The 23,452-nt window shown below is 55.4% G+C and carries 18 protein-coding genes, 3 tRNA genes and 2 pseudogenes; 13 read left to right on the forward strand and 10 right to left on the reverse strand.

Annotation, left to right across the window (positions count from 1 at the left end):
• Positions 1-5 precede the first annotated feature (5 nt).
• The 4 genes and pseudogenes from BN1143_RS21535 to BN1143_RS13285 all read left to right on the forward strand — a co-directional run bounded on the left by BN1143_RS21535 (position 6) and on the right by BN1143_RS13285 (position 5,457).
• The gene (locus BN1143_RS21535; protein ID WP_052444037.1) at positions 6-3,146 is read left to right on the forward strand and encodes a hypothetical protein; all 3,141 of its coding nucleotides are present in this window, start codon (positions 6-8) and stop codon (positions 3,144-3,146) included.
• Positions 3,112-3,687 carry a hypothetical protein gene (locus tag BN1143_RS22425; RefSeq protein ID WP_156141306.1) on the forward strand — a complete coding sequence of 192 codons (576 nt, stop codon included), beginning with the start codon at positions 3,112-3,114 and terminating at the stop codon, positions 3,685-3,687. Before BN1143_RS21535 ends, BN1143_RS22425 begins: the two co-directional genes overlap by 35 nt.
• A complete protein-coding gene (locus tag BN1143_RS22430) occupies positions 3,680-4,093 on the forward strand; it encodes a hypothetical protein (RefSeq protein ID WP_156141307.1) in 414 nt (137 codons plus the stop codon). The genes BN1143_RS22425 and BN1143_RS22430 overlap by 8 nt, the downstream gene beginning before the upstream one ends.
• Before the next feature lie 250 nt (positions 4,094-4,343).
• Positions 4,344-5,457, forward strand: a pseudogene (locus tag BN1143_RS13285) (IS3 family transposase).
• Here the strand turns inward: BN1143_RS13285 and BN1143_RS22785 are convergent.
• The 4 genes and pseudogenes from BN1143_RS22785 to BN1143_RS13305 form a co-directional block, all read right to left on the reverse strand.
• Positions 5,388-6,146: pseudogene (locus BN1143_RS22785) on the reverse strand (transposase family protein); the annotation flags it as partial. The pseudogenes BN1143_RS13285 and BN1143_RS22785 overlap by 70 nt on opposite strands.
• A 124-nt stretch (positions 6,147-6,270) precedes the next feature.
• Positions 6,271-6,346: transfer RNA gene (locus BN1143_RS13295), tRNA-His, on the reverse strand.
• Positions 6,347-6,395: 49 nt separating this feature from the next.
• A tRNA-Arg gene (locus tag BN1143_RS13300) sits at positions 6,396-6,472 on the reverse strand.
• A 36-nt stretch (positions 6,473-6,508) separates the two neighbouring features.
• Positions 6,509-6,585, reverse strand: a tRNA-Pro gene (locus BN1143_RS13305).
• A gap of 203 nt (positions 6,586-6,788) precedes the next feature.
• Here BN1143_RS13305 and folD point away from each other — a divergent pair.
• Positions 6,789-7,652 carry a bifunctional methylenetetrahydrofolate dehydrogenase/methenyltetrahydrofolate cyclohydrolase FolD gene (gene folD / locus BN1143_RS13310; RefSeq protein WP_042050951.1) on the forward strand — a complete coding sequence of 288 codons (864 nt, stop codon included), beginning with the start codon at positions 6,789-6,791 and terminating at the stop codon, positions 7,650-7,652.
• Positions 7,653-7,759: 107 nt separating this feature from the next.
• On the opposite strand, the gene cspD is transcribed toward folD, so the two are convergent.
• Positions 7,760-7,978 carry a cold shock-like protein CspD gene (gene cspD, locus BN1143_RS13315; protein ID WP_042050952.1) on the reverse strand — a complete coding sequence of 73 codons (219 nt, stop codon included), beginning with the start codon at positions 7,976-7,978 and terminating at the stop codon, positions 7,760-7,762.
• A 229-nt stretch (positions 7,979-8,207) separates the two neighbouring features.
• Between cspD and clpS the strand changes: the two genes are divergently transcribed.
• Positions 8,208-8,525: an ATP-dependent Clp protease adapter ClpS gene (clpS, locus tag BN1143_RS13320; protein WP_005300028.1), complete on the forward strand. Its 318-nt coding sequence runs from the start codon at positions 8,208-8,210 to the stop codon at positions 8,523-8,525.
• Positions 8,526-8,584: 59 nt separating this feature from the next.
• The gene (gene clpA, locus BN1143_RS13325; RefSeq protein ID WP_017787132.1) at positions 8,585-10,837 is read left to right on the forward strand and encodes an ATP-dependent Clp protease ATP-binding subunit ClpA; all 2,253 of its coding nucleotides are present in this window, start codon (positions 8,585-8,587) and stop codon (positions 10,835-10,837) included.
• A gap of 69 nt (positions 10,838-10,906) precedes the next feature.
• On the opposite strand, the gene infA is transcribed toward clpA, so the two are convergent.
• The 3 genes from infA to aat form a co-directional block, all read right to left on the reverse strand.
• Positions 10,907-11,125: a translation initiation factor IF-1 gene (gene infA, locus BN1143_RS13330; protein WP_005300033.1), complete on the reverse strand. Its 219-nt coding sequence runs from the start codon at positions 11,123-11,125 to the stop codon at positions 10,907-10,909.
• A 68-nt stretch (positions 11,126-11,193) separates the two neighbouring features.
• The gene (locus BN1143_RS13335) at positions 11,194-11,910 is read right to left on the reverse strand and encodes an arginyltransferase (protein ID WP_005300035.1); all 717 of its coding nucleotides are present in this window, start codon (positions 11,908-11,910) and stop codon (positions 11,194-11,196) included.
• Positions 11,907-12,614 carry a leucyl/phenylalanyl-tRNA--protein transferase gene (gene aat / locus BN1143_RS13340; RefSeq protein ID WP_042050953.1) on the reverse strand — a complete coding sequence of 236 codons (708 nt, stop codon included), beginning with the start codon at positions 12,612-12,614 and terminating at the stop codon, positions 11,907-11,909. The genes BN1143_RS13335 and aat overlap by 4 nt, the downstream gene beginning before the upstream one ends.
• Before the next feature lie 19 nt (positions 12,615-12,633).
• On the opposite strand from aat, the gene BN1143_RS13345 reads away from it, so the two are divergent.
• Positions 12,634-13,104, forward strand: coding sequence for an outer membrane lipoprotein (locus tag BN1143_RS13345; RefSeq protein WP_005300039.1), 471 nt, complete (start codon positions 12,634-12,636; stop codon positions 13,102-13,104).
• Positions 13,105-13,211: 107 nt separating this feature from the next.
• On the opposite strand, the gene BN1143_RS13350 is transcribed toward BN1143_RS13345, so the two are convergent.
• Positions 13,212-14,459, reverse strand: coding sequence for a diguanylate cyclase (locus BN1143_RS13350; RefSeq protein WP_042050955.1), 1,248 nt, complete (start codon positions 14,457-14,459; stop codon positions 13,212-13,214).
• A 57-nt stretch (positions 14,460-14,516) separates the two neighbouring features.
• Positions 14,517-15,467: a thioredoxin-disulfide reductase gene (gene trxB, locus BN1143_RS13355; protein ID WP_042050956.1), complete on the reverse strand. Its 951-nt coding sequence runs from the start codon at positions 15,465-15,467 to the stop codon at positions 14,517-14,519.
• An 896-nt stretch (positions 15,468-16,363) separates the two neighbouring features.
• Here trxB and lrp point away from each other — a divergent pair.
• The 5 genes from lrp (at position 16,364) to serS (ending at position 23,320) form a co-directional block, all read left to right on the forward strand.
• Entirely contained in the window at positions 16,364-16,855 is a 492-nt protein-coding gene (gene lrp / locus BN1143_RS13360; protein WP_005300047.1) for a leucine-responsive transcriptional regulator Lrp, read from the forward strand.
• Between the two features lie 201 nt (positions 16,856-17,056).
• Positions 17,057-19,585, forward strand: a complete 2,529-nt coding sequence (locus BN1143_RS13365) for a DNA translocase FtsK (RefSeq protein WP_042050959.1) — start codon at positions 17,057-17,059, stop codon at positions 19,583-19,585.
• Between the two features lie 77 nt (positions 19,586-19,662).
• Complete coding sequence (gene lolA / locus BN1143_RS13370) at positions 19,663-20,271, forward strand: outer membrane lipoprotein periplasmic chaperone LolA (protein WP_042050961.1); 609 nt, start codon at positions 19,663-19,665, stop codon at positions 20,269-20,271.
• Between the two features lie 70 nt (positions 20,272-20,341).
• Complete coding sequence (locus BN1143_RS13375; protein ID WP_017785406.1) at positions 20,342-21,685, forward strand: replication-associated recombination protein A; 1,344 nt, start codon at positions 20,342-20,344, stop codon at positions 21,683-21,685.
• A 339-nt stretch (positions 21,686-22,024) separates the two neighbouring features.
• Positions 22,025-23,320: a serine--tRNA ligase gene (gene serS / locus BN1143_RS13380; protein WP_042050962.1), complete on the forward strand. Its 1,296-nt coding sequence runs from the start codon at positions 22,025-22,027 to the stop codon at positions 23,318-23,320.
• The last annotated feature ends 132 nt before the right edge of the window (positions 23,321-23,452 follow it).

Raw genomic sequence — 23,452 nt, forward strand, 5'->3', positions numbered from 1 at the left:
ACAGCATGAAGTTTGCATTTCCCATCCTCACTGCCACAGGGGAAGAGTTCAAGGACGTCAAGGCACTGACGGCGCTGATCAATGGCGAGCAATCGGGTCACTATCTTCTTGGCAATCACAACAAATGGCATGGCGGCATTCATATCAGCGACAAGAGTGCTCCTTGGTGCAAGGATAAGTACCCTGTCAGAGCCATGGCCGATGGCAAGGTGGTGGCCTTCCGGATGATGAAGGATTACCTGACCTCTGAATTTCAGGGGGAGTCCTTGCGTTATTCCAACTGCTTCTGCCTGGTACAGCATGAATATTGTGAAGTGAATGCAGAGACCAAGGCGAAAAACGAGTTCACTTTCTACTCGCTCTATATGCATCTGCTGCCTTGGGGTCAGTACCAAAGTACAGAGAAGCTGATACTGAAGAAGGGGTGGAATGCACGAAATTCCGTTCCTGATGCCGAGCAGGCTCGTGCCAATACCACCTTGCCCCGTTTCACCCTGCCAAAAGATACCGAAATGGAAATGGACAACGGTACGCCTTCTCAAAAGGGGATTGTGGGAGGCAAGGAGTATGATTTCATCAGGGTGACGATCAAGAGTCAGCTTTCCAATACCCAGATGAAAGAGGCTGAGAAGGCCGGTGTTGTGGTCAGTCAAGGGAGTTCGGTCTGGATCGCCAATAGTCCGGCCGCTGTTGAGGTGATTAAACCCAACCTGCCTACTTGGCTATTCGATCAGATAGAGGCGGAACTGCTGACTAATATGGTTGGTCGTGCGGATCCTGTTCTCAATGGGCCTACAGGCCGTCTGATGGCGGGAGACCGAAGCGTTTCTCTGCCCGCAGGAACAAAAGTGACGTATGATGCCCACCAACTCGAATTCCATTGGGTGGGTGACAAGGCGCGCAAGATGGCAAGATGCGAATATGTGACACCGAATGCAGATGGTGCTGCGGGTAATTGCGGTATGGCCTGGGTGTGCGTCGAAGATGAATTTATCAAGGTAAATGCGCGTACACCTTCTCATCTTGGCGAACTCTATGTGTTGCCATCTCCCGTGGCCATTGCCGCAGGTGAGACCATAGGCTATCTCGGTCTGGTGGAAACGCCAGGCTCTCTGATGGGAGGCAAAAAGAGCAAGTATCAAGTCCATCTTGAAGTTTTCACCCAGGATCCTCGTCTTGACGATGTGCTGGCCAACAAGGCGGGAACAAAAGGTGGTGCTACCTATGCCAAGGTCCCGGCGGGACTCGTCTTGCACGAAAAGAAAAAGCAGGAAGATAAAGATCTTTGGGTGGCAACCGGTGACAAGAGTCTGGAAGAGTTGGTTGAGTCACCAAAGTTTGAAAAAGATGCCGCCAAACAGGAGTGGGTTTGTGTTTCGTCAGGAAAGTATGTCAAGAAAGAGCAAGTCGAACTGTTGAGCCAGCATGACTGGCTGAAGATTGGTTTTAAAAAGGTCGATGGTTCAGGCTCCGATGGCTATCTGGATCCCGATGCGCCACCCAGCTTCTTTACCGAATTGGTAAAGAGTTTCGATACTGATAAGAGTGGTGAGCTTAGCAGTGAAGAAATACAGGCGGCCTTGCAAAACAGCAGCAATGCAGAAAAACTTCACAAACTAATCGTCAAGCATCCCAGTGAGTGGTATGAAAAATCATCAGCCAGTAGTTATCTTTGGCTAGATAAATTAATGAAAAAAATTGGTTTGCCTGATTTTGACCTCTTGGTGGATCACGAGAAACAGCGTATCGATAAGCTGGAGTGGATGCAGAGTGCTGCCAAGCTAAAGCTTGATAAGGAGGTCTGGCATTTTAATCCATTGCTAGTATTGATTAATAAAAAAGTCAATTCATGTTATCGATTGCTTTGGGGGCAGAAAGTAACAGTTTCATTAGGAAGCGAAAAAGCTTGTGAGTTCAGACGTAGAGTTGTTGATATATGTGCTGAAGTGTGGGGTGAGAATAAAAAAATTGAGTATGCAAATGTTTTAATGGCTTGTATGGCTGTTGAAACATCAAGGATATTCACTTCTTCGGTGATTCTTCTTAAACCACTTAGAGATACTAATGGTGCATATATATATAATAAAAATGGTAGGATTAAAAAATCATATCAACCTGTACCTAAAAAAGAAATTATAAATGATGTAAGTATTGCTAAAAAAAATCCGGTTGGCTTAATACAATTTACTGGACCTGCGGTCCAGCAAATTAACAAAGTTCATTCTACCAATATAACCAAACAAGATTTGGCGTTAATGGATGAACTTGAACAGTTGGATTATGTAAAGAAATACTTCACATCAAGAAAAGACCTTCTAGAAAAATTCAATGGACCGGAGGATATATATCTTTTTATTTTCTGTCCTGAAGGTGTTGGAAAAGATGATGATTATGTTCTTTATAGTAAACAAGATGATAATGAATTTGGGGTTGATTATTATAAGAGCAACAGTAGCTTAGATTCAAATCTTCATGGTAATGAAGGTAACAATGATCAGAAAATCCAAAAGAAAGAACTATTGTCAAGGTTGAGGAAATTAATGGTTGAGGGGGAGGAGTACATTAACGAGTGCTGCTGTGGTATCTCTAAAAAAGAACTCTCTCGTTTAGAATTGAGTGGCGAAAAATGGGTAAGCCGCTATCCAACAAGCAAGAGTATAGATGACCTTGAACTTGGATTTTCTAAAAATGTAAGGAAGTTTATATCTGCGATAGAGTCTGCTGGTGGGCAAGTTAGAATTTCTGCAACCTATCGGCCAGTTGAACGTGCTTACTTGATGCATTATTGTTGGCGAATTGCTAAAGAGGGGTTTGCTCCTGAAAAAGTACCAAAGATTCAAGGTGTTGATATTGATTGGGAACATAATAATGAAAGTGGCATACCAGATAAGCAAGCTGCAATCATGGCAGCTAAAAAAATGGTAGCAGCATACAACATAATATATAAGCCATCTTTAACCTCTCGACATACAGAGAAAAAAGCCATAGATATGACAATCACTGGAGTTCGAGGTCTATTTATTAAAACGAATAATGGGAAGCTTATTGAGATAAAAAATAGCGATGACCTGCACCGTGTTGGAGCCAGTTATAATGTCTTTAAGTTGGTAAGTGACCCTCCGCATTGGTCCATTGATGGGAGATAATATTTTGAAATATATTTTGTTTTTCTTTATAAGCTCTATCGCGTGGGGGAGTTATGCTTCCGATTCTTATCAACCCGGAATATTTGTAAAGAATTCTAATGGTAAATATAATTTTATTGTAAGTGGTGGTATTAATAGTGGAGGTGTACTGCTGGTCGCTGATGAATGTGAAGGCTCTAAATGTTACAAGGAAGTAGACTCTTCGTATATGCTTAATAAAGGGGAGGATTTAAATTCTAGCGATGAGATTAACTTCAATAAAGTTTATAGATACGAGGTTTCAGGTATAAATATTAAAAATGAAATTACAATTGCATACTATTTTTTGAATAAAAAAAATCTATCTAGGATAAGTTTAATAAAAGAGGGGGGGCAATACGTTATTAATGTTGATGGGGATATGAATAAAGGATTTGTTTGTAAGTCTGAAGAGGGTGTTCACTTGTACACACTTTCTATAAACAAAAAAATCAATAGTCATGTATACTATTCTCTGGGATATAGTGTTAAACCAGATTGCGATAGGTTTATGTATGAATAAATTTCTTTCAGAAAAAGCAATGGTTTTGATTTTTATTTTTTCTTGTGTTTTTCCAGTAGAGGCTTTTTCTAGTGTATTTAATAAAAAATTAATCCTAAATCAAAAGCAAGAGGAATTGATTGATGGTAGCATGGCTAGTCAAACATATATATTTGATTTTGATGGCAATAAAGCCTTTCTAAAGATAAAGTCATGGCATTCTATGTATTCCTGCGATGGGAACTATGTTGCTATAAATAATAATGGTATCATATCGCTTTCATGGAATGTATCAGTCAATGGGAAAGACTATTTTTGTGACTCCCCATCACCACAGTTTAAAATCAAAGTTAAAAACAATAAATTTTATTTAAATAGTCAGTTGTTAAAAGATGAAAATGAATGGTATCTGATGACTGAAAAGTAATTTTCAGTTTATAGCTAGCGTTTTCAACCGGGTGAGATCATCTGTGTGCTATGAGGGTGTTAGGTATAAGATAAAGCGAGTAGCTATTACATAACACCGGCCTAGCGCCGGTGTTGTTTTATCGTCATTGTAGTGGTCTAATCATCCCGGACACCATTTTAGGTGGTACAGTCACCACCTTGACCTGAGGTGTTCAATGACATGAGTATGTCGCTCATTTACTGCTGAATTCAAACTCGAAGCCGCATCCCTGGTGCTCGACCAGAGATATTCTGTCCCAGAAGCCAGCCGCTTACTGGATGTTGGTGAAACCGTACTTCGCCGCTGGGTTCAGCAGCTTCAATCCGAACGCTGTGGCACTACCCCAATCAGCAAAGCGCTGACTCCGGAGCAGCAGAAAATCCAGGAGCTGGAGGCCCGTATCAACTGGCTCGAACGTGAAAAGGACATTCTAAAAAAGGCTACAGCTCTCTTGATGGCGGACGAGTTCACACGTACGCGCTGATAGACCGATTAAGGGAGCAAGCCCCCATCACCTTGGTCTGCTGCGCTTTCGATGTTCCCACCTCCTGTGTTTTTACGATTATCTGGCTCGCAGGCGGACGATTAACCATGAGCGTATGCAGCAGCAGCGCAGTGAGTTGCGCCGGTTGTTCAAAGCGAGCAGGGACTCGGCAGGCAGCCGGGCCTTGATGTCGATGATGCGGGAGTTGGGGTATCAGATTGGCCGATTCAAAATACGTAACTTGATGAAGGAAGCCGGGCTGGCATCCAAGCAGCCGGGCGCACACCGTTATAAGGTGGCACAGTCTGAACGACCGGACATTCCCAATCTGCTGGCCCGCAAATTTGATGTCCAGCAACCCAATCAGGTGTGGTGTGGCGATATCGCCTACGTCTGGGCAGGTGGCCGTTGGCATTACTTGGCAGCGGTGCTTGGCCTGCATACCCGGCGGGTTGTGGGGTGGGCGATGTCAGATAAACCAGATGCCGAGCTGGCCGTGAAAGCACTTGAGATTGCGTATAAGCAGCGGGGTTGTCCGCCCGGCGTGCTGTTTCACTCCGACCAGGGCAGCCAATATGGCAGTCGGGCATATCGGCAACGACTGTGGCGCTATCGCATGACCCAGAGTATGAGTCGGCGTGGAAACTGCTGGGATAACGCCCCGATGGAGCGGTTGTTCAGAAGCCTGAAGTCAGAGTGGCTCCCGGCAACGGGATACATGAGCCTGCGGGAAGCGAAGCGGGATATTAGTTATTACCTGATGGATTACTACAACTGGCGGCGTCCACATCAATACAATGACGGGATACCGCCAGCAGAGGCCGAGAATCGGCTTAACTGTGTGTCCGGATTTAGTTGACCACTACACATCTTCTTCGGTACCAATTTCATAGCCTTCTTGAACATGTAATAAGGGGGACTGTCCCTCCATCATTAGGCCCTGACGAGATCACTGGTTGTTGTCGTGTTCTAGGTAGCTGTCCAGGCCTGTTTGCATCTGCTCCACCGGTTCGTCCGGGCAGCGCTCATCGAGCAGAGGTTGATGTAACCGCTCGATAAAGCTGTTGCTTTGTGGCCTATGCACCTTGGTTTTCCGGTGGCGAATCCCTTTCAGGTGCAGGAACAGATCGTAGGGATGATGGTAAGGACACTGCTAGAACTTACGAGACAGTATAAAACTGCGCCTATGGACTTCGAAGAGCAGCTGTGCGTTTCATTGAGCGCATGGACCGGGGTCACCGGCTGCTTGCAGCGGTAGCGTCGTCCTCAGGTGTGTTGGTTGTAGCAACCTATACAGCTTGCAGGTACACCTCACCAATCCCCTTGAGCGAAGGTGTCGACTGCCATCAGCTTTCCGGTGTAGTGAACCTCAATATAGTGTTCTATGAACTCGGGACTGAAGCGTTCGAGCAGGCGAATTTGCTCGTCATTGAGCACAATCGTTTGTTCTTGGTGGTTTTTCTCGAGGCGCAACAAACAGTCGTATCTGGCGTGCAGGTCGTGACGTTGTCATACGCCACTCAGACCGCCCGTACCGACGTTGATGCCACTTGGAATGAGCACGAATGAAACCTATTGCAGACATCTTGCAGTGAACCACCCGGATGAAAAAAGGGGTTTATTTCTACCGGATTTAAATAGATAAGACTGGATGTCTTCTGAAAGGAGATATTGGGGTGGCTGATGGGGCTCGAACCCACGACAACCGGAATCACAATCCGGGACTCTACCAACTGAGCTACAGCCACCACTGAAGATAACCATCAATGCTTGCATCGGGGAGATGCATATCATCAATGGCGCGCCCTGCAGGATTCGAACCTGCGACCCACGGCTTAGAAGGCCGTTGCTCTATCCGACTGAGCTAAGGGCGCATTGCCTCGACAAGCCTGGCGGCATGTCGAAAAACCTGGTCGGTGATAAAGGATTCGAACCTTTGACCCTCTGGTCCCAAACCAGATGCGCTACCGGGCTGCGCTAATCACCGAAAATCTCGTCTCCAGCATAGCGACAGCGGCTGTACTGGGCAACGGGCCGGCATCATACCCAAGCGGGAAAGCCAGCGTCAACGAATTTTTCCACCAATGAATTCAAATGCCTACTTATTGCCCTCCATGCGAGAGCCGCTAACACCCGTGGCAAAAAAATGCGACAATGCGCGGCAGTTGAACACATGGTGAGTGAAGAACGATGTCTGCCAAAATCATTGATGGAAAACAGGTTGCGCAAACGATTCGCAATCAGGTCGCAGCGCAAGTCCAACAGCGGTTGGCACAAGGAAAACGGGCGCCGGGTCTGGCGGTGATCCTGGTCGGGGTAGATCCTGCCTCTCAGGTCTATGTCGGCAGCAAGCGGCGTGCCTGTGAAGAGGTGGGCTTTATCTCCCGCTCTTACGATCTGGATGCGACGGCAAGCCAGGAAGAGTTGCTGGCACTGATCGATAAACTGAATGAAGACGCAGACGTTGACGGTATTCTGGTGCAGCTCCCCTTGCCGGCTCACTGCGATACGACTCAGGTATTGGAGCGTATTCGTCCTGACAAGGATGTGGATGGTTTCCACCCCTACAACGTGGGTCGGCTGGCACAGCGTATTCCGGCACTGCGTCCCTGCACGCCCAAGGGCATCATGACCTTGATTGAAACGACCGGGGTCAAGACACACGGCTTGCATGCGGTGGTGGTCGGTGCGTCCAACATCGTTGGCCGGCCGATGACGCTGGAGCTGCTGTTGGCCGGTTGCACTACCACTACCTGCCACCGTTTCACTCAGGATCTGGAAGAGCAGGTTCGCCGTGCTGATCTGCTGGTGGTCGCCGTTGGTAAACCCAATTTCATCCCGGGTGAGTGGGTCAAGCCGGGGGCACTGGTGATCGACGTGGGTATCAACCGGTTGGCGGATGGCTCTTTGGTCGGTGACGTGGAGTTTGAAACGGCCCGCAACCACGCATCCTTCATCACGCCCGTACCGGGTGGGGTGGGCCCCATGACGGTCGCCAGCCTGATGGAAAACACTCTGAGCGCCTGTCAGGACTATCACGACAACGCGCGATGATCTTTGCCTGATCCGCCAAGAGAATGCACTTCTCCTCTAGGATCGCAGCAATAAAAAAACCGGCAAGCCGCAAGGTTGCCGGTTTTTTTATTTATCCAGTTCGACTCTTACAAGTTCTGTGCTTCGTTTGGCACAATGACAGAGGCATGATTGCCTTTCGGCCCCTGCTGCAGTTCGAAGTTGACTGCTTGACCTGCTTTCAACGTCTTGTAGCCTTCCATTTGTATCGTGGAGTAGTGGGCGAAAATATCTTCGCCACCTCCTTCCGGACAGATAAACCCAAATCCTTTTGCGTTGTTAAACCACTTGACTGTTCCGGTTGCCATACATCTACATCCTTTTATTGATTACCTTGAAGTCGTTGAGTAACCTGCGCCAGCCCTTTATAACTAGTAACATAGCCCATAGCAGACGGGCGCCGATTAGCAAGTAACCAATCTAGTCTAACTTTTGAGCGAGTCAAGGAGTTGTTAACAACTGATGTGATCTGGTTAACAAGTCTATTGACCAATCTTGTGTTAGGCGGTAGTAATCTAGAGGTACCAAAGCGCGACTATGAGCAAGCAGAAAGAACTCTTTGCTAATGAAGAGATTGCAGAGGCAGAGAAAACCAAGCTGCAACCGCCACCCATGTACAAGGTCGTCCTGAACAACGACGACTACACACCGATGGAGTTCGTGGTGGAGGTGCTGCAAAAGTTCTTTGGTATGGATTTGGACAAGGCCACTCAGGTGATGCTGAGCGTGCATTATAGTGGTAAGGGAGTCTGTGGCACATTCACCGCCGAGATTGCCGAAACCAAAGTGGTCCAGGTCAACACCTATGCACGTAACAACGAACATCCACTGCTCTGTACCATGGAAAAGGCTTGAATCTGATGACTTGATGGCGATGACGACACCACATTGTTGCTGTACTAGGGGAGGTGCCTATGTTGAATAAAGATCTAGAAAAGACGCTGAACGAGGCTTTCAAACTGGCCCGTGACGAGCGCCACGAATTCATGACCGTCGAGCACCTGTTGTTAGCCCTGCTGGATAACAGCTCAGCCAATGAGGCGCTGAGTTCTTGTGGTGCTGACGTGGAGCAGATGCGCAAAGAGATCAGCGCATTCATCAGTCAAACAACCCCGCTTATCCCCCGTGATGATGAAGACCGCGAGACCCAGCCCACACTGGGCTTCCAGCGGGTGCTGCAGCGCGCCGTGTTTCACGTTCAGTCCTCCGGCAACACCGAGGTCAGTGGAGCCAACGTGCTGGTTGCCATCTTCAGCGAGCAGGAGTCCCAAGCTGCTTACTTCCTGAAAAAGGCCGAGATCAGCCGGCTGGATGTGGTCAACTTCCTCTCCCATGGGGTACGCAAAGACAGCAAACCGGACAACAGCAACAACAACGTCGAGTCTGACGATGAGGTCTCTGCTGCCCAGATTGAGAGCTTTGCCACCAACCTCAATCAGCTGGTACTGGAAGGGCGTATCGATCCCCTCATCGGGCGCGATCAGGAGCTCAACCGTACCATTCAGGTGCTCTGCCGCCGTCGCAAGAACAACCCCTTGCTGGTGGGCGAAGCCGGGGTGGGCAAGACAGCCATCGCGGAAGGGCTGGCCTATCGTATCGTCAAGGGTGATGTGCCCGAGGTGATTGCGGGCAGTACCATCTACTCCCTGGATATGGGGTCGCTGCTGGCGGGGACCAAATATCGCGGTGACTTCGAGAAGCGCCTCAAGGTGCTGCTCAAGCAGATCGAGCGTCAGGAGGGGGCCATCCTCTTCATCGACGAGATCCACACCATCATAGGGGCGGGGGCCGCGTCCGGTGGCCAGCTCGATGCCGCAAACCTCATCAAGCCACTGCTCTCCAATGGCTTGCTGCGCTGCGTCGGCTCTACCACCTATCAGGAATACTCCCAGATCTTTGAAAAAGACCGCGCCCTGGCGCGTCGCTTCCAGAAGATCGACATTGTCGAGCCCAGCGTGGATGACACTACGCGCATCCTGATGGGCCTCAAGAGCCGCTATGAGGCTCACCACGGGGTACGTTACACCGTCAAGGCCATTCGTGCCGCGGTGGAGCTCTCCGCCAAATACATCAATGACCGCCATCTGCCGGACAAGGCGATCGACGTGATCGACGAGGCCGGGGCGGGTCAACGCTTGCTGCCGGTGAGCAAGCGCAAGAAAGTGATCAATGTGCAGGAGATCGAAACCATTGTTGCCAAGATTGCCCGCATCCCGGAGAAATCTGTCTCCTCTTCCGACAAGGAAGTGCTGAAGAACCTGGAGCGCAATCTCAAGATGGTGGTCTTTGGCCAGGACAAGGCCATCGAGGTACTGACAGACTCCATTCGCCTCTCCCGCTCAGGGCTGGGCAACGAGCGTCGCCCTGTGGGCTGCTTCCTGTTTGCCGGCCCGACCGGGGTAGGCAAGACCGAGGTCACCCAGCAGCTCGGCAAGGCGCTTGGCGTGGAGGTGCTGCGCTTTGATATGTCCGAGTACATGGAGCGCCATACCGTCTCTCGCCTTATCGGGGCGCCTCCCGGTTATGTGGGGTTCGAGCAGGGAGGCCTGCTGACCGACTCTGTCCTCAAGCATCCGCACTCAGTGGTACTGCTGGACGAGATCGAAAAAGCGCATCCGGACGTGTTCAACCTGCTGCTGCAGGTGATGGACAACGGCACCCTGACTGACAACAACGGGCGCAAGGCGGATTTTCGCAACGTGATCCTAGTGATGACCACCAACGCGGGGGTACAGGAGACCCAGCGCAAGTCAATCGGCTTCCAGCAACAGGATATGAGCCACGATGCCATGGCGGTGATCAACAAGACGTTTAGTCCGGAGTTTCGCAACCGGCTTGATCACATCATCTGGTTCAACCATCTGGACATGCAGATCATCCATCAGGTGGTCGACAAGTTCATCGTCGAGTTGCAGGTTCAGCTGGATGCGAAAGGGGTATCCCTTGAAGTGTCCGAGGGTGTCCGCCACTGGCTGGCCGAGAAAGGGTATGACAGGGCCATGGGGGCAAGACCCATGGGACGGGTCATCCAGGAACACCTCAAGAAACCCCTGGCCAACGAGATCCTGTTCGGGGCGCTGGTCGATGGGGGGGTTGTGAAGGTTGAGTTGATAAACGACAGCCTCAGCTTTGACTATCAGGTCAATGTTGAAGCCGTTTCCCACTAAGCATTGAACAGTTGAAAGACCACAAAAAACCCCAACCGAAAGGTTGGGGTTTTTTGCTGAATTCCTGGCTTAGCGAGAGCGGAAAACAATACGTCCCTTGGAGAGATCGTACGGAGTCAGAGCTACCGTTACTTTGTCTCCAGTCAGGATACGGATGTAGTTTTTGCGCATCTTGCCGGAAATATGAGCGATAACCACGTGACCATTTTCCAGTTCCACACGGAACATGGTATTGGGCAGGGTTTCGAGAATAGTGCCCTGCATCTCAATACTGTCTTCTTTAGCCATTGAATCCTCTTGATAAGCCACAACAAAAATCCGCTGGATCATGCCGGATTTAAGGCTATGTGTAAAGTTTACTCGGGCTTGCTGTCGATATTTTTCCATTCTCCCTGTATCAGACGCTCATGAGGCAGGTACTGGCTCTTGTAATTCATCTTGCGGCACTCCTCCACCAGGTAGCCCAGATACAGCCAGCTGCGGCCTGTACGCCTGGCCAGTTCCAACTGGCTCAGAATGGCAAAGGTACCGAGTGAGCGATCGGCATGGGCCGGGTCGAAGAAGGTGTACATTGCGCTGAGGGAATGGGGCAGCAGATCCGTAGTAGCAACCCCGATCAGCCGATTATCCTTGCGCATTTCCAGATAGAGGGGAGGCATCCAGTCGCAATGGAGAAACCCCTTGTACTGGGTGCGGCTGGGGGGATACATGCTGCCGTCATGGTGGCGTTCGCGAATGTAGCGCTCATAGAGCTGATAGTATTCGGGCTTGTCATCGTAGCTCAGCACCAGCTCGATATCCCGGTTGAGCTGGCGGATCCGCTTCTGGCTGCGGCTGGGCACGAACCGTTCGCTGTGGATGCGCAGTGACTGGCAGGCATTGCAGGCCGGGCAGTGGGGGCGATAGATGTCGTTGCCACTGCGCCGGAAGCCGGCCGTCAGCAGGCGCTCGTAACCGCTGGCGTTGAGCAGGCTGTGATCCATCAATACCAGCAGTTGTTCCTGTTCATGACCCAGATAGCTGCATTGATGCTTGGGGGTCAGTCCTACCTTGAGGATCACTTCTTCGGTCATAGTGTCATGCTCCCCGCCTGCCAGCAGCCGGCCGCCAGTGGTTGCCGACTCAGCTGGGTCAGCGTCGTCAGGAATTTGCTTCTCGGCCACTCCTCTATTCCCATGGTGGCCAGAAAGTCGTTCTGCATCTGGCAATCGATCAGGGCCCCGTTATGCCGGGCAAAGTGCTGGCAGAGGGCTACCATGGCCAGCTTGGCGCCGTTGTCGATGCGACTGAACATGGACTCGCCACAGAACACCCGGCCGAGGGAGAGGCCGTAGAGGCCGGCCTGCAGCCGGCCATCCTGCCAAATCTCGACGGAGTGGGCATGGCCAAGGCGGTGCAGTTGTCGATAGGCGTCGATCATGGGTGTGCTTATCCAGGTTCCACTGGCACTGCGACGGGGGGCGGCGCAGGCCGCTATCACCTCATTAAAGGCGCGATCGATGGAAATATCGAATGGGGTTCGGCGGATAAATTTGCGCAGGCTGCGGCCGATGTGCAGTTGCGTCGGCAGTACAACGCCTCTGGGATCGGGTGACCACCACAGCAGCGGCTGGTGGGGTTCGTTCCACGGGAAGATCCCCTTGTGGTAAGCTGCCAGCAAACGGGCGGGGGAGAGATCGCCACCGATCGCCAGCAGGCCGTTGGGTTCATCCAGGGCGTGCTCGGGGTCGGGAAACCAGCACAGCTCATCATCCAATTGGGTAAGATAGCGAGACATAAGGCAACGAGGTTCATAGATGAAGGCCATTATCCTGATAGTATCCAGCTTGTTCTGCTTTGTCACTGCGCCCGCCTGGGCCCAGGTCTACGAGCGCAATACCGCCAGGCCCGTGAATCAGGTGGTGTTTGGCCAAGTTGAAACGGTGCGCAACATTACCCAGCGTCAGATCCTGGAGTCCGAGCGTTCAGGCTGGAAAACCCTGGGCGGCGCCGTACTGGGTGGTCTGCTTGGCAACCAGTTCGGTGGCGGCCATGGTCGGGAAATCGCCACTGCCGTCGGGGCTCTGGCGGGCGCCGCTGCGGCGCAGCAGTATCAATCCGGCGGCACAGTGGTGGAGAACAAGCTGGTGGAACTGCTCATTCGCAACGAACAGAACGGGCTGGTCAACGTCATTCAGGATTACGATCCGGCCATGGTATTCATGAACGGTGACAAGGTGCGCATCCTCTATTTCGACGATGGCGTGCGGGTCGACAAGACCTACTGAGCAGGGCTGTGGCATGACGGGGAGGTAACAGGAGGGGAACCCGACGTGTGCCCGGGGAGGGGCTGCGGTCGGGCGGTACTACACGACGAGCATCCGGGATGGTGCGATCAGGCCGCTGAGCCTTGAGACACTATCTTGTCACGACCGGTGTTCTTGGCCTGATAGAGCAGGCGATCCGCTTCGCTCAATGCCTCGTCCATGGAGACGCGCCCGACCTGGATCACCCCGAAACTGGCGCGAACGAACAGCGGCGTTTCCCGTGACAGCGGTTGCTGGCGCATCTGCTGGCGCAACCCTTCCAGCCGCTTGAGCAGCACGGGCACGGTGCAGTGAGGCACCATCAGGGCAAACTCCTCGCCGCCAAAGCGGGCGATCATGGCATCGGGGAAGAACTGGGTGAGCAGACGGGTGAGGTGACACAACAGCTGATCGCCGATGGCGTGACCCCAGTGATCGTTGACCTGCTTGAAGTGATCTACATCGAGCACGCACAGTGCAAGCGGCGTCTCCTGGCGCTGGTGTTCCTCGAACCATTTTTGACCCTCGTTGAACCAGTAGCGCCGGTTGTAGAGCCCGGTCAGGTAGTCACGATTGGCCGACTCCTGGATGCTGTTGAACTGCTCCAGCGCCTCCAGATTGTGGCTGACCCGGCACTGCAGCTCTTCCGGCTCGAACGGCTGGTTGAGGAAGTCGTTGGCACCCTGTTTGAGGTAGCGGGCGGAGAGGCCGCGTTTGTCCGACACCGAGATCCCGATGATGGCGAGCTGCTGCTTGCTGTAGCGCTCGCGCAACATGCGTACCAGGCTGATCCCGTCAATTTCTGGCATATAGTAGTCGACCAGCACCAGCCGGATGGCTGGGTTCTGTTCGAGCTGGGCCAGCGCTTCACGGGCATGGCTCGCCTCGTGCACCTGCAGCAGTTGCTTGCGCAGCTGGGCCATGGTGCGGTGGCGGGAGGTACGGGAATCATCGACCACCAGCACTTCGATGCGCTGGTTGAGGTAGAGGCGATGGACCAGGCTGACGGCATACTGCAGGGAGTGGCGTGAATCTTTCATCACGTAATCGAGCACCCCGGCCTCAAGCCAGGCTTCCCGTTTCTCCTCGCTGATGTCGGCGGTGAGGATCACCACCGGCAGGCCGCGCTCCAGCAATACCTTGACCGCTTCTCCGCTGGGGGCATCCTGCAAGGTGAGATCCACCAGGGCAACCACATACTCTTCTCCCCGGCAGTGTCGGGCCCCTTCCAGGGTTTCGAACGCATCGATTTCCAGCCCGGTTTGCTGGGCAATGGCCTGGATCAGCATGCGACGAATAGTCAGACTATCCTCGACAATCAATATTTTCTGTTTCATCCGGCTCCTTAAAGCAAAAAGGCATGCCTTGCGGCATGCCTTTTATATCCCTTGTGCTTATTGCGCGTCCAGATAACGCTCTGCATCGAGGGCGGCCATACAGCCAGTACCGGCGGAGGTGATGGCTTGACGGTAGGTGTGGTCAGCCACGTCACCGGCGGCAAAAACCCCTTCGATGCTGGTCTGGGTGGCAAAGCCGTCCAGGCCGCCACGCACCTTCAGATAGCCGTTCTGCATCTCTAGCTGGCCGGCGAAAATCTGGGTGTTGGGCTGGTGACCGATGGCGATGAATACCCCCATCAGTGGCAGGTCGGTGGTGGTATCGTTCTGGGTGTTGCGCAGGCGCACACCGGTCACCCCCATGTCGTCACCCAGCACTTCGTCCAGGGTCTGGTGGGTGTGCAGCACGATGTTGCCGCTGGCAACCTTGTCGTGCAGGCGCTTGATCAGGATCTTCTCGGCGCGGAACTCGTCGCGGCGGTGGATCAGGTGCACCTTCTTGGCGATGTTGGCCAGATAGAGTGCCTCTTCCACGGCGGTGTTGCCGCCGCCGACCACGGCCACTTCCTGGTTGCGATAGAAGAAGCCGTCACAGGTAGCGCAGGCGGAGACGCCGCGGCCCTTGAAGGCCTCTTCGGAAGGCAGGCCCAGGTACTTGGCGGAGGCACCGGTCGCGATGATCAGCGCATCACAGGTGTATTCGCCGTTGTCGCCCTTGAGGCGGAACGGACGCTGGGTCAGCTCCACTTCATTGATGTGATCGAACAGGATGCGGGTATCGAACTTCTCCGCATGCTCTTTCATGCGCTCCATCAGGGCCGGACCGGTCAGACCCTCGGGGTCACCGGGCCAGTTCTCCACTTCGGTGGTGGTAGTCAGCTGACCGCCTTGCTGCATGCCGGTGATGAGCAGCGGATTGAGGTTGGCACGGGCGGCGTAGACGGCCGCGGTGTAACCAGCCGGGCCGGAGCCCAGGATCAGCAGTTTGCTATGAGTGACTTGGCTCATGATGTGATTTCCGAGACGTGATGAGTTTGCGCGATTGTAGGTAATTCGTGATATGGGGTCAAAGGCCAGTGCGTCGATTGCATCAATCGGCCTCAAGGCCCTTCATGAAGGGGAAGCGCTCTCTTGTCACAGGTTGTCCCTGGCAGTCGTCATGGGCCCGGGCGAGCAATGCCTGGTGGCCCTACAGCCGACAACAAGGGGAGTGGGGCTCGTGCGTACTGATTGCCGGCACAAGTGAACCAGACCCCGCTCACATGGAGACAAGCTCGCCAGGATTGACAGCTTCTGGCGCAATGGGGCCCGCCGTGGGTGGGGCAATTTGGCTTCGATGGGGCTCACCAGGAGGCCCGGTTGTCAGCGAGAGTCGCTTCGGCGGCACAGCTTGGGGGAGGGGCCTGAGCTCTCTTGCCGAAGAAACGCCCTCGTTATGGCACATCGGATGCAAAACACGCTGGAGCGGTGAGGTGCATATCTATAGAAAGGAGGGAAACACGAGAGGGCTGCAGCCGGCTTGGCGGCCTTGGCTGATCGTTGTGGTGACTCTGCCCTGGCGAAAAGCTCGGCAACACAGGACAAAATAGCAGCAGTGGCAGCGTGATAATCTGCATTGGCAAACTCATTGCCGCTTCCTGCGCCGCTTTGGGCGAAAACGGTATGGTTTCGTGCTGTTAGTTAACGTACACTGGCCAGAACCATGCCTAAGCGGTATTCATGGTTTTTTATTTCTTCAGGTACACCGATAATCATGCTATCCCTCGACTATCGATTGGTGTTTTGTGTTGCGTTCGTTTTCCGCAACATTTGCGCCTAGCATATTCAGGTATTGACAGGATTTGTGACCATAATTATAAAATGACTGGTGATTCTTACCAAAAAATAGCCAAAGGATGGAATAAATGATGGAAGCTAAGAGTCGGCTAAAGGATTTGGACAGGATTGACCGCAACATTCTGAATGAGCTGCAAAAGGATGGCAGAATTTCGAACGTTGAGTTGTCCAAACGTGTTGGCCTGAGTCCCACACCGTGTCTGGAACGGGTTCGTCGCCTCGAGCGACAAGGGTATATCGAAGGATATGCCGCCATTCTGAACCCTCATTATCTGGATGCGTCTCTGCTGGTATTCGTGGAAATCACCCTCAATCGCGGTGCCCCGGATGTATTTGAACAGTTCAACAAGGCTGTTCAGGTGCTCGAAGAAATCCAGGAGTGCCATCTGGTCTCCGGCGATTTCGACTATCTGCTCAAGACCCGAGTCAGCGACATGTCGGCCTACCGCCGCCTGCTGGGGGAAACCCTGCTGCGTCTGCCCGGCGTCAACGACACCCGCACCTACGTGGTGATGGAAGAGGTCAAACAGAGCAGTCGGCTGGTGATCAGCACCCGTTGAGTTGGGTTATGCTGTGGCTTGCCAGCCTTGCGACAAGTCACGACATTCAGAAACGAGCGGCCGGTCCGCTCGTTTCTTCTTATCGTGCCGGTTGTGAATACGGTCGGCACATCGGGCACTGGCTGACAACCGGTGGGCTTTTCAGGGATACTAGGCCCCCTTATCCCCCTGCATTACATGTTTTCAGAAAGGAGCCGGAGTTTGGCCGATAAAAAGCTGTTTACTCCTTTATCAGGTACACAACGGATCTTCGAAGCCGTCTTGATCGCCATCACCCTGATGGCTGCCTATCTCTTGCTTGCCCTGTTGTCCTACCACCCCGCCGATCCCGGTTGGTCCCAGACCTCCTGGCAAGGGGAGGTGAAGAACCTCGCCGGCAGCGCGGGGGCCTGGCTCGCCGATATCACCATGTTTACCTTCGGGGCTTTCTCCTACCTGGTGCCCCCCCTGGTCGTGCTGCTTGGCTGGAGCTTGTTCTGGCGCCCGAGCCGCCTGCTCGATGTGGACTACCTCACCCTGTCGGTGCGCATCGTCGGTTTCATCCTGACCGTGCTCGGCATGTCCGCCATCGCCAGCATGAACTTCAACGATCTGCAGAATTTCTCCGCCGGCGGCCTGGTGGGGGACGTCATCTCCTCCGCCGTGGTGCCGCTGTTTGGCGGCGTCGGGGCCAACCTGCTGCTGCTCTGCTTCGTGGCCACCGGCATCACCCTGTTTACCGGCTGGTCCTGGCTCACCATCGTCGAGCGGATCGGTGCCGCCTGCACCGGCTCGGTCAGCGCCGTTTATCACTTTCCTGCCACCCTGGGCCGCTGGCTCACCGGTGGCTGGCGCCAGCCCCGTTACGAGGGGCCGGATCCCCTGTTGGAAGGGGGCGTAGGTGCCATCGAGCTGGGTGACGACGAGGAGGATGAGCCGCATACCGGCTGGACCCGTCGCCCAAAGGAGAAGGTGACCGCCAAGGGCCAGAAGGCCAAGTCCGAGGAGTGGCTGCCCGAGCTCGACGAGGATACCTTCCAGTTCGATCCGCAGTTTGACGACGACGATGATGACGCGCCTGCGCCGGTTACCCGCACCAAGCGGGCCGCCGCGACCGGCGCCCGTCGTCAGCCCGCGCTGGTGACGGCCGATGACGAGGACGATGATCTCGACTTGCCCTGGGCCGAAGGGGATGAGGAGGCGCCGGTCCCGGCTGCCCCAACTCCTGGCAAGCCCAAGCGCCGTCTGCAACCAGGGCTGCCCCCCTTGCCGAGCATCGAGCTGCTGGACCGTCCGCCCGCCAAGACCCAGATGATGAGCAAGGACGAGCTGGAACGCATGGGCCGGCTGGTGGAGGCGAAACTCGCCGACTACAACGTGCAGGCCAAGGTGGTGGGCGTCTATCCGGGCCCCGTCATCACCCGCTTTGAGCTGGATCTGGCGCCCGGCATGAAGGCGAGCAAGATCACCAACCTCTCCCGTGACTTGGCCCGTTCTCTGTCGGCCAGCAGCGTGCGGGTGGTGGAGGTGATCCCGGGCAAGACTTATGTGGGGATCGAGCTGCCCAACCGGGTGCGTCAGACCGTCTACCTGCGCGAGACCCTCGACTGCGAGGCGTTCTCGGGCAGCCGCAACCCGCTCACCATGGGCCTGGGTCAGGACATTGCCGGCGAACCCGTGGTGGTGAACCTCGCCAAGATGCCCCACCTGCTGGTGGCCGGTACCACCGGCTCCGGCAAGTCGGTGGGGGTGAACACCATGATCATCTCCATGCTCTACAAGTCGACGCCGGACGATCTGCGCTTCATCATGATCGACCCCAAGATGCTGGAGCTGTCGGTCTACGAAGGGATCCCCCATCTGCTGACCGAGGTGGTGACCGACATGAAGGACGCCGCCAATGCCCTGCGCTGGTGCGTGGGCGAGATGGAGCGTCGCTACAAGCTGATGTCGGCGGTCGGGGTGCGCAACCTCAAGGGCTACAACGACAAGGTGCTGGCGGCCATCGAAGAGGGCGACCCCCTGCTGGATCCGCTGTGGCGTCCGGGCGACTCCATGGATCAGATGCCGCCTGAGCTGGAAAAACTGCCCCATATCGTGGTGGTGGTGGACGAGTTTGCCGACATGATGATGATCGTCGGCAAGAAGGTGGAAGAGCTTATCGCCCGTATCGCCCAGAAGGCGCGGGCGGCCGGTATCCACCTCATTCTCGCGACCCAGCGTCCGTCGGTGGATGTCATCACCGGCCTCATCAAGGCCAACATCCCGACCCGTATCTCGTTCCAGGTGTCGAGCAAGATCGACTCCCGTACCATCATCGACCAGGGTGGGGCCGAATCCCTGCTCGGCATGGGCGACATGCTCTACATGCCGGCCGGTACCTCCAACCCGACCCGGGTGCACGGCGCCTTCGTCGATGACCACGAGGTGCACAAGGTGGTGGCGGACTGGAAACTGCGCGGCGAGCCGAACTACATCGAGGAGATCCTCTCCGGTGAGTCGGGCGGCGAGGGCGGCAGCGGCGAATATGGCGGTGGTGACGACGAAGAGCTCGACCCCCTGTTCGACGAGGCGGTGGCCTTCGTGGTGGAGTCGCGCCGTGGTTCCACCTCCAGCGTGCAGCGCAAGTTCAAGATTGGTTACAACCGGGCGGCCCGTCTCATCGAACAGATGGAAAACCAGGGCATCGTCAGCGCCCCGGGCGGCAATGGTCAGCGCGACGTGCTGGCCCCGCCGCCGGTGCGGGACTAAGGCTCACCCCTCTATCATCCTGGCCATGCCCTCTGCGGGCATGGCCTTTTATCGAGATAGCCGTTATGAAAAGCGTGATGAAAAAACAACTGTTGATGGGCACTGTGCTGCTGGTGGCCAGCAGCCAGGCGTGGGCCGATGCGGCCAGCGATCTCAAGCAGAAGCTAGCGGGGGTGAGTCTCTTCTCCGCCAAGTTTGCCCAGGTGGTCTATGACAGCAAGGGCAAGGAGCTGCAGCGTGCCGGCGGTACCCTGCTGGTGCAGCGTCCCAACCGTTTCAACTGGCATACCACCACGCCGGACGAGAACCTGATCGTGGCCGATGGCAAGGATGTCTGGATCTACGATCCCTTCGTCGAGCAGGTCACTGCCCTCAAGCTCAAGGATGCGGTGCTCAACACCCCCTTCGTGCTGATCGCCGGCAACGACGATTCGCTCTGGAAGAACTACGACGTGACCCAGCAGGGGGATGTCTACACAGTCACCAGCCGCAACCAGGACGAGTTGATCGCCTCCTTTCGCATCACCTTCGACCGTCAGAACAACATCAACCGCTTCGACGTGAAAGAGGCCCAGGGGCAGTGGAGCGAGTTCACCCTGAGCAACTTCAACCGCAAGCCGGCGCTCAAGGGCAACGAATTTGTTTTCAAGACGCCTGCGGGGGTCGCACTGGACGATCAGCGCTGATGCGCAAGCAGGCGCTGGCTTTATTGGCAGGCCGCCCGGCAACGGCGGCCTGCACCCTTCCTGACGGTCAATGCAGATGAGCAATTTATCGCTGGATTTCTCGTCGGACTTTCGTCCGCTGGCGGCCCGGATGCGGCCGCAAACCCTCGAGCAGTACATAGGTCAGCAACATATCCTCGGGCCCGACAAACCGCTGCGCAAGGCGATCCTAGCGGGCCACTGCCACTCCATGATCCTGTGGGGCCCTCCTGGCACCGGCAAGACCACGCTGGCAGAACTGGTTGCTCACTACTGCCAGGCCGAAGTGGAGCGGCTCTCGGCGGTGACCTCCGGCATCAAGGAGATCCGCGCCGCCATCGACAAGGCCAAGGAGAACAGCTGGCGCGGGGTGCGCACCATCCTCTTCGTGGACGAGGTGCACCGCTTCAACAAGAGCCAGCAGGATGTGTTCCTGCCCCACATCGAAGACGGCACCATCACCTTCATCGGTGCCACCACCGAGAACCCCTCGTTCGAACTGAACAACGCGCTGCTCTCCCGGGCCCGGGTCTATCTGCTCAAACGGCTGGAGGAGCAGGATATCCTCGCCATGATCGATCAGGCGATGCAGGACCCCCGTGGCCTCAATGACCCGAGCCTCGCCTTCGCCCCCGGGGTGAAGGAGGCGCTGGCGAAAGCCGTGGACGGGGATGGGCGCAAGTCCCTCAACTATCTGGAGCTGTTGGCCGACATGGCCGAAACCGACAGTGCCGGGGCGCGGGTGATCGACAGCAGCCTGCTCGCCGCCGTGGTGGGGGAACACGTGGCGCGTTTCGACAAGGGTGGCGATCACTTCTACGACCTCATCTCGGCGGTGCACAAGTCCATTCGCGGCTCGGCACCGGATGCGGCGCTCTACTGGTATGCCCGCATGGTGAGCGCCGGTTGCGATCCGCTCTATATTGCGCGCCGGCTGCTGGCGATTGCCTCGGAAGACGTGGGCAACGCCGATCCCCGTGCCATGCAGGTGGCGCTCTCGGCCTGGGATTGCTTCCATCGCATCGGCCCGGCGGAAGGGGAGCGGGCCATCGCCCAGGCGATCGTCTATCTCGCCTGCGCCCCCAAGAGCAATGCGGTCTATACCGCCTGGAAGGCGGCGCTTCATGATGCGAAGAACCTGCCGGACTTCGAGGTGCCGCCGCACCTGCGCAACGCACCGACCAGGCTGATGAGCGAGCTGGGCTATGGCGCCGAGTATCGCTATGCCCACGACGAGCCGGGCGCCTATGCCGCCGGCGAGCAGTACTTCCCGCCTGAGCTGGCTGGCAAGCAGTACTATCAGCCCACCGATCGCGGCCTTGAGAAGCAGATCGGCCAGAAGCTCGACTACCTGCACGAACTGGACAAGCAGAGCCCGCGTCAGCGGGAGAAATAACCGGCCGGGGCAGGGGAGTGGCCGTGCCTCTGCCTGACCAATTCGGGCCGATTGCACGTTAATTGGTCAGCCGATTTGATCCAGGTCGTCATCCCCCGGAAAACAGGGCAAAACGGGCGCAATAGTCCCTGTTCGGGCGGGGGGGCGGTCTGATACACTGCCCCTCTGACCCCGCTTGTCTTGGCCTGGTGCCATCTTCTTGATTTCGAAGGCTTGCTCTTGTTGGCCCGATGCAAAAAGACGACAGGGGTGTGCCAACCGATGTTAACTTCCGGATCTGTTTCCCAGCCCGTCATGATGACTCAGGCCCAGATCCCATTTTAAAAAAGTAGGTAAACCATGCTGGATCCCAAATATCTGCGCAGCGACATCGACGATGCCGCCGCTCGTCTGGCGACACGTGGCTACGCTCTGGACGTAGCGGCTGTCAATGCTCTGGAAGAGAAACGCAAGGATCTGCAGTCCCGTACCCAGGAGCTGCAGGCCGAGCGCAACGCCCGCTCCAAATCCATCGGTGAGGCTGCCCGTCGCGGCGAAGATGTTGCCCCCCTCAAGTCCATCGTTTCCAAGATCAACGAAGAGCTCGAGACCAGCAAGGTCGAGCTGGATGCCCTGCTGGCCGAGCTGAAGACCATCGCCGACGCCATCCCCAACCTGCCGAGCGACACCACGCCGGTCGGTCGTGACGAGAACGACAACGTAGAAGTGCGCCGCTGGGGTACCCCGCGCGAGTTCAGCTTCCAGGTACGCGATCACATCGATCTGGGTGAAGCGGCCAAGGGCGTCGACTTCAAGAACGGCGTCAAACTCTCCGGTTCCCGTTTCGTGGTGATGAAGGGCCAGATTGCCCGCCTGCACCGCGCTCTGGCCCAGTTCATGCTGGACCTGCACACCCTGCAGCACGGTTACACCGAGTGCTACGTGCCCTATCTGGTCAACCCGGACAGCCTGTACGGCACCGGTCAGCTGCCCAAGTTCTCTCAGGATCTCTTCAATACCGGCATCGAAGGGGAAGGGGAAGAAGAGGGCAAGGTACGCAAGTTCTCCCTGATCCCGACCTCCGAAGTGCCGCTCACCAACATGGCCCGCGACGAGATCTTCGACGAGCAGGAACTGCCCATCAAGATGACCGCCCACAGCCCCTGCTTCCGCTCCGAAGCGGGCTCCTACGGCCGTGACACCCGCGGTCTCATCCGCATGCACCAGTTCGACAAGGTCGAGATGGTACAGCTGGTACACCCGGAAAAATCCTGGGACGCGCTGGAAGAGATGGTGGGTCACGCCGAGAAGGTACTGCAACTGCTGGAGCTGCCGTATCGCGTGATGGCACTCTCTACCGGTGACATGGGCTTCTGCGCTGCCAAGACCTACGATCTGGAAGTGTGGCTGCCGGCCCAGAACACCTATCGCGAGATCTCCTCCGTCTCCAACTGCACCGACTTCCAGGCACGCCGCATGCAGGCTCGCGTGCGCATCGATGGCAAGCCGCAGCTGCTGCACACCCTGAACGGCTCTGGCCTGGCGGTGGGTCGCACCCTGGTGGCGGTGCTGGAGAACTACCAGCAGGAAGATGGCCGCATCGCCATCCCGGCTGCGCTGCAATCCTACATGGGCGGCCTGACCCACATCGGGTAAGCGCTCATTGCAGACGACAACGCCATGGCATGCCATGGCGTTGTGCATTCTGGCGCCGGTCAACCGTTTTAATCGTGAATAAATCTGCGTTGCCAGCGCCTCTTTGAACATGTAACACAATTTTATCAAGCA

Origin of the sequence: Aeromonas dhakensis, assembly GCF_000820305.1 — a bacterium.
Lineage (GTDB): Bacteria > Pseudomonadota > Gammaproteobacteria > Enterobacterales > Aeromonadaceae > Aeromonas > Aeromonas dhakensis.

Bases quoted from the DNA above. Each gene is read 5' to 3' on its own strand.
- clpS (WP_005300028.1), top strand. From the start codon at position 8,208: ATGAGCAAGCAGAAAGAACTCTTTGCTAATGAAGAGATTGCAGAGGCA.
- lolA (WP_042050961.1), top strand. From the start codon at position 19,663: ATGAAAAAACAACTGTTGATGGGCACTGTGCTGCTGGTGGCCAGCAGC.
- clpA (WP_017787132.1), top strand. From the start codon at position 8,585: ATGTTGAATAAAGATCTAGAAAAGACGCTGAACGAGGCTTTCAAACTG.
- trxB (WP_042050956.1), bottom strand. From the start codon at position 15,467: ATGAGCCAAGTCACTCATAGCAAACTGCTGATCCTGGGCTCCGGCCCG.
- cspD (WP_042050952.1), bottom strand. From the start codon at position 7,978: ATGGCAACCGGAACAGTCAAGTGGTTTAACAACGCAAAAGGATTTGGG.
- BN1143_RS13375 (WP_017785406.1), top strand. From the start codon at position 20,342: ATGCAGATGAGCAATTTATCGCTGGATTTCTCGTCGGACTTTCGTCCG.
- BN1143_RS13350 (WP_042050955.1), bottom strand. From the start codon at position 14,459: ATGAAACAGAAAATATTGATTGTCGAGGATAGTCTGACTATTCGTCGC.
- lrp (WP_005300047.1), top strand. From the start codon at position 16,364: ATGATGGAAGCTAAGAGTCGGCTAAAGGATTTGGACAGGATTGACCGC.
- infA (WP_005300033.1), bottom strand. From the start codon at position 11,125: ATGGCTAAAGAAGACAGTATTGAGATGCAGGGCACTATTCTCGAAACC.
- BN1143_RS22430 (WP_156141307.1), top strand. From the start codon at position 3,680: ATGAATAAATTTCTTTCAGAAAAAGCAATGGTTTTGATTTTTATTTTT.
- BN1143_RS13345 (WP_005300039.1), top strand. From the start codon at position 12,634: ATGAAGGCCATTATCCTGATAGTATCCAGCTTGTTCTGCTTTGTCACT.
- folD (WP_042050951.1), top strand. From the start codon at position 6,789: ATGTCTGCCAAAATCATTGATGGAAAACAGGTTGCGCAAACGATTCGC.
- BN1143_RS21535 (WP_052444037.1), top strand. From the start codon at position 6: ATGAAGTTTGCATTTCCCATCCTCACTGCCACAGGGGAAGAGTTCAAG.
- aat (WP_042050953.1), bottom strand. From the start codon at position 12,614: ATGTCTCGCTATCTTACCCAATTGGATGATGAGCTGTGCTGGTTTCCC.
- BN1143_RS13335 (WP_005300035.1), bottom strand. From the start codon at position 11,910: ATGACCGAAGAAGTGATCCTCAAGGTAGGACTGACCCCCAAGCATCAA.
- serS (WP_042050962.1), top strand. From the start codon at position 22,025: ATGCTGGATCCCAAATATCTGCGCAGCGACATCGACGATGCCGCCGCT.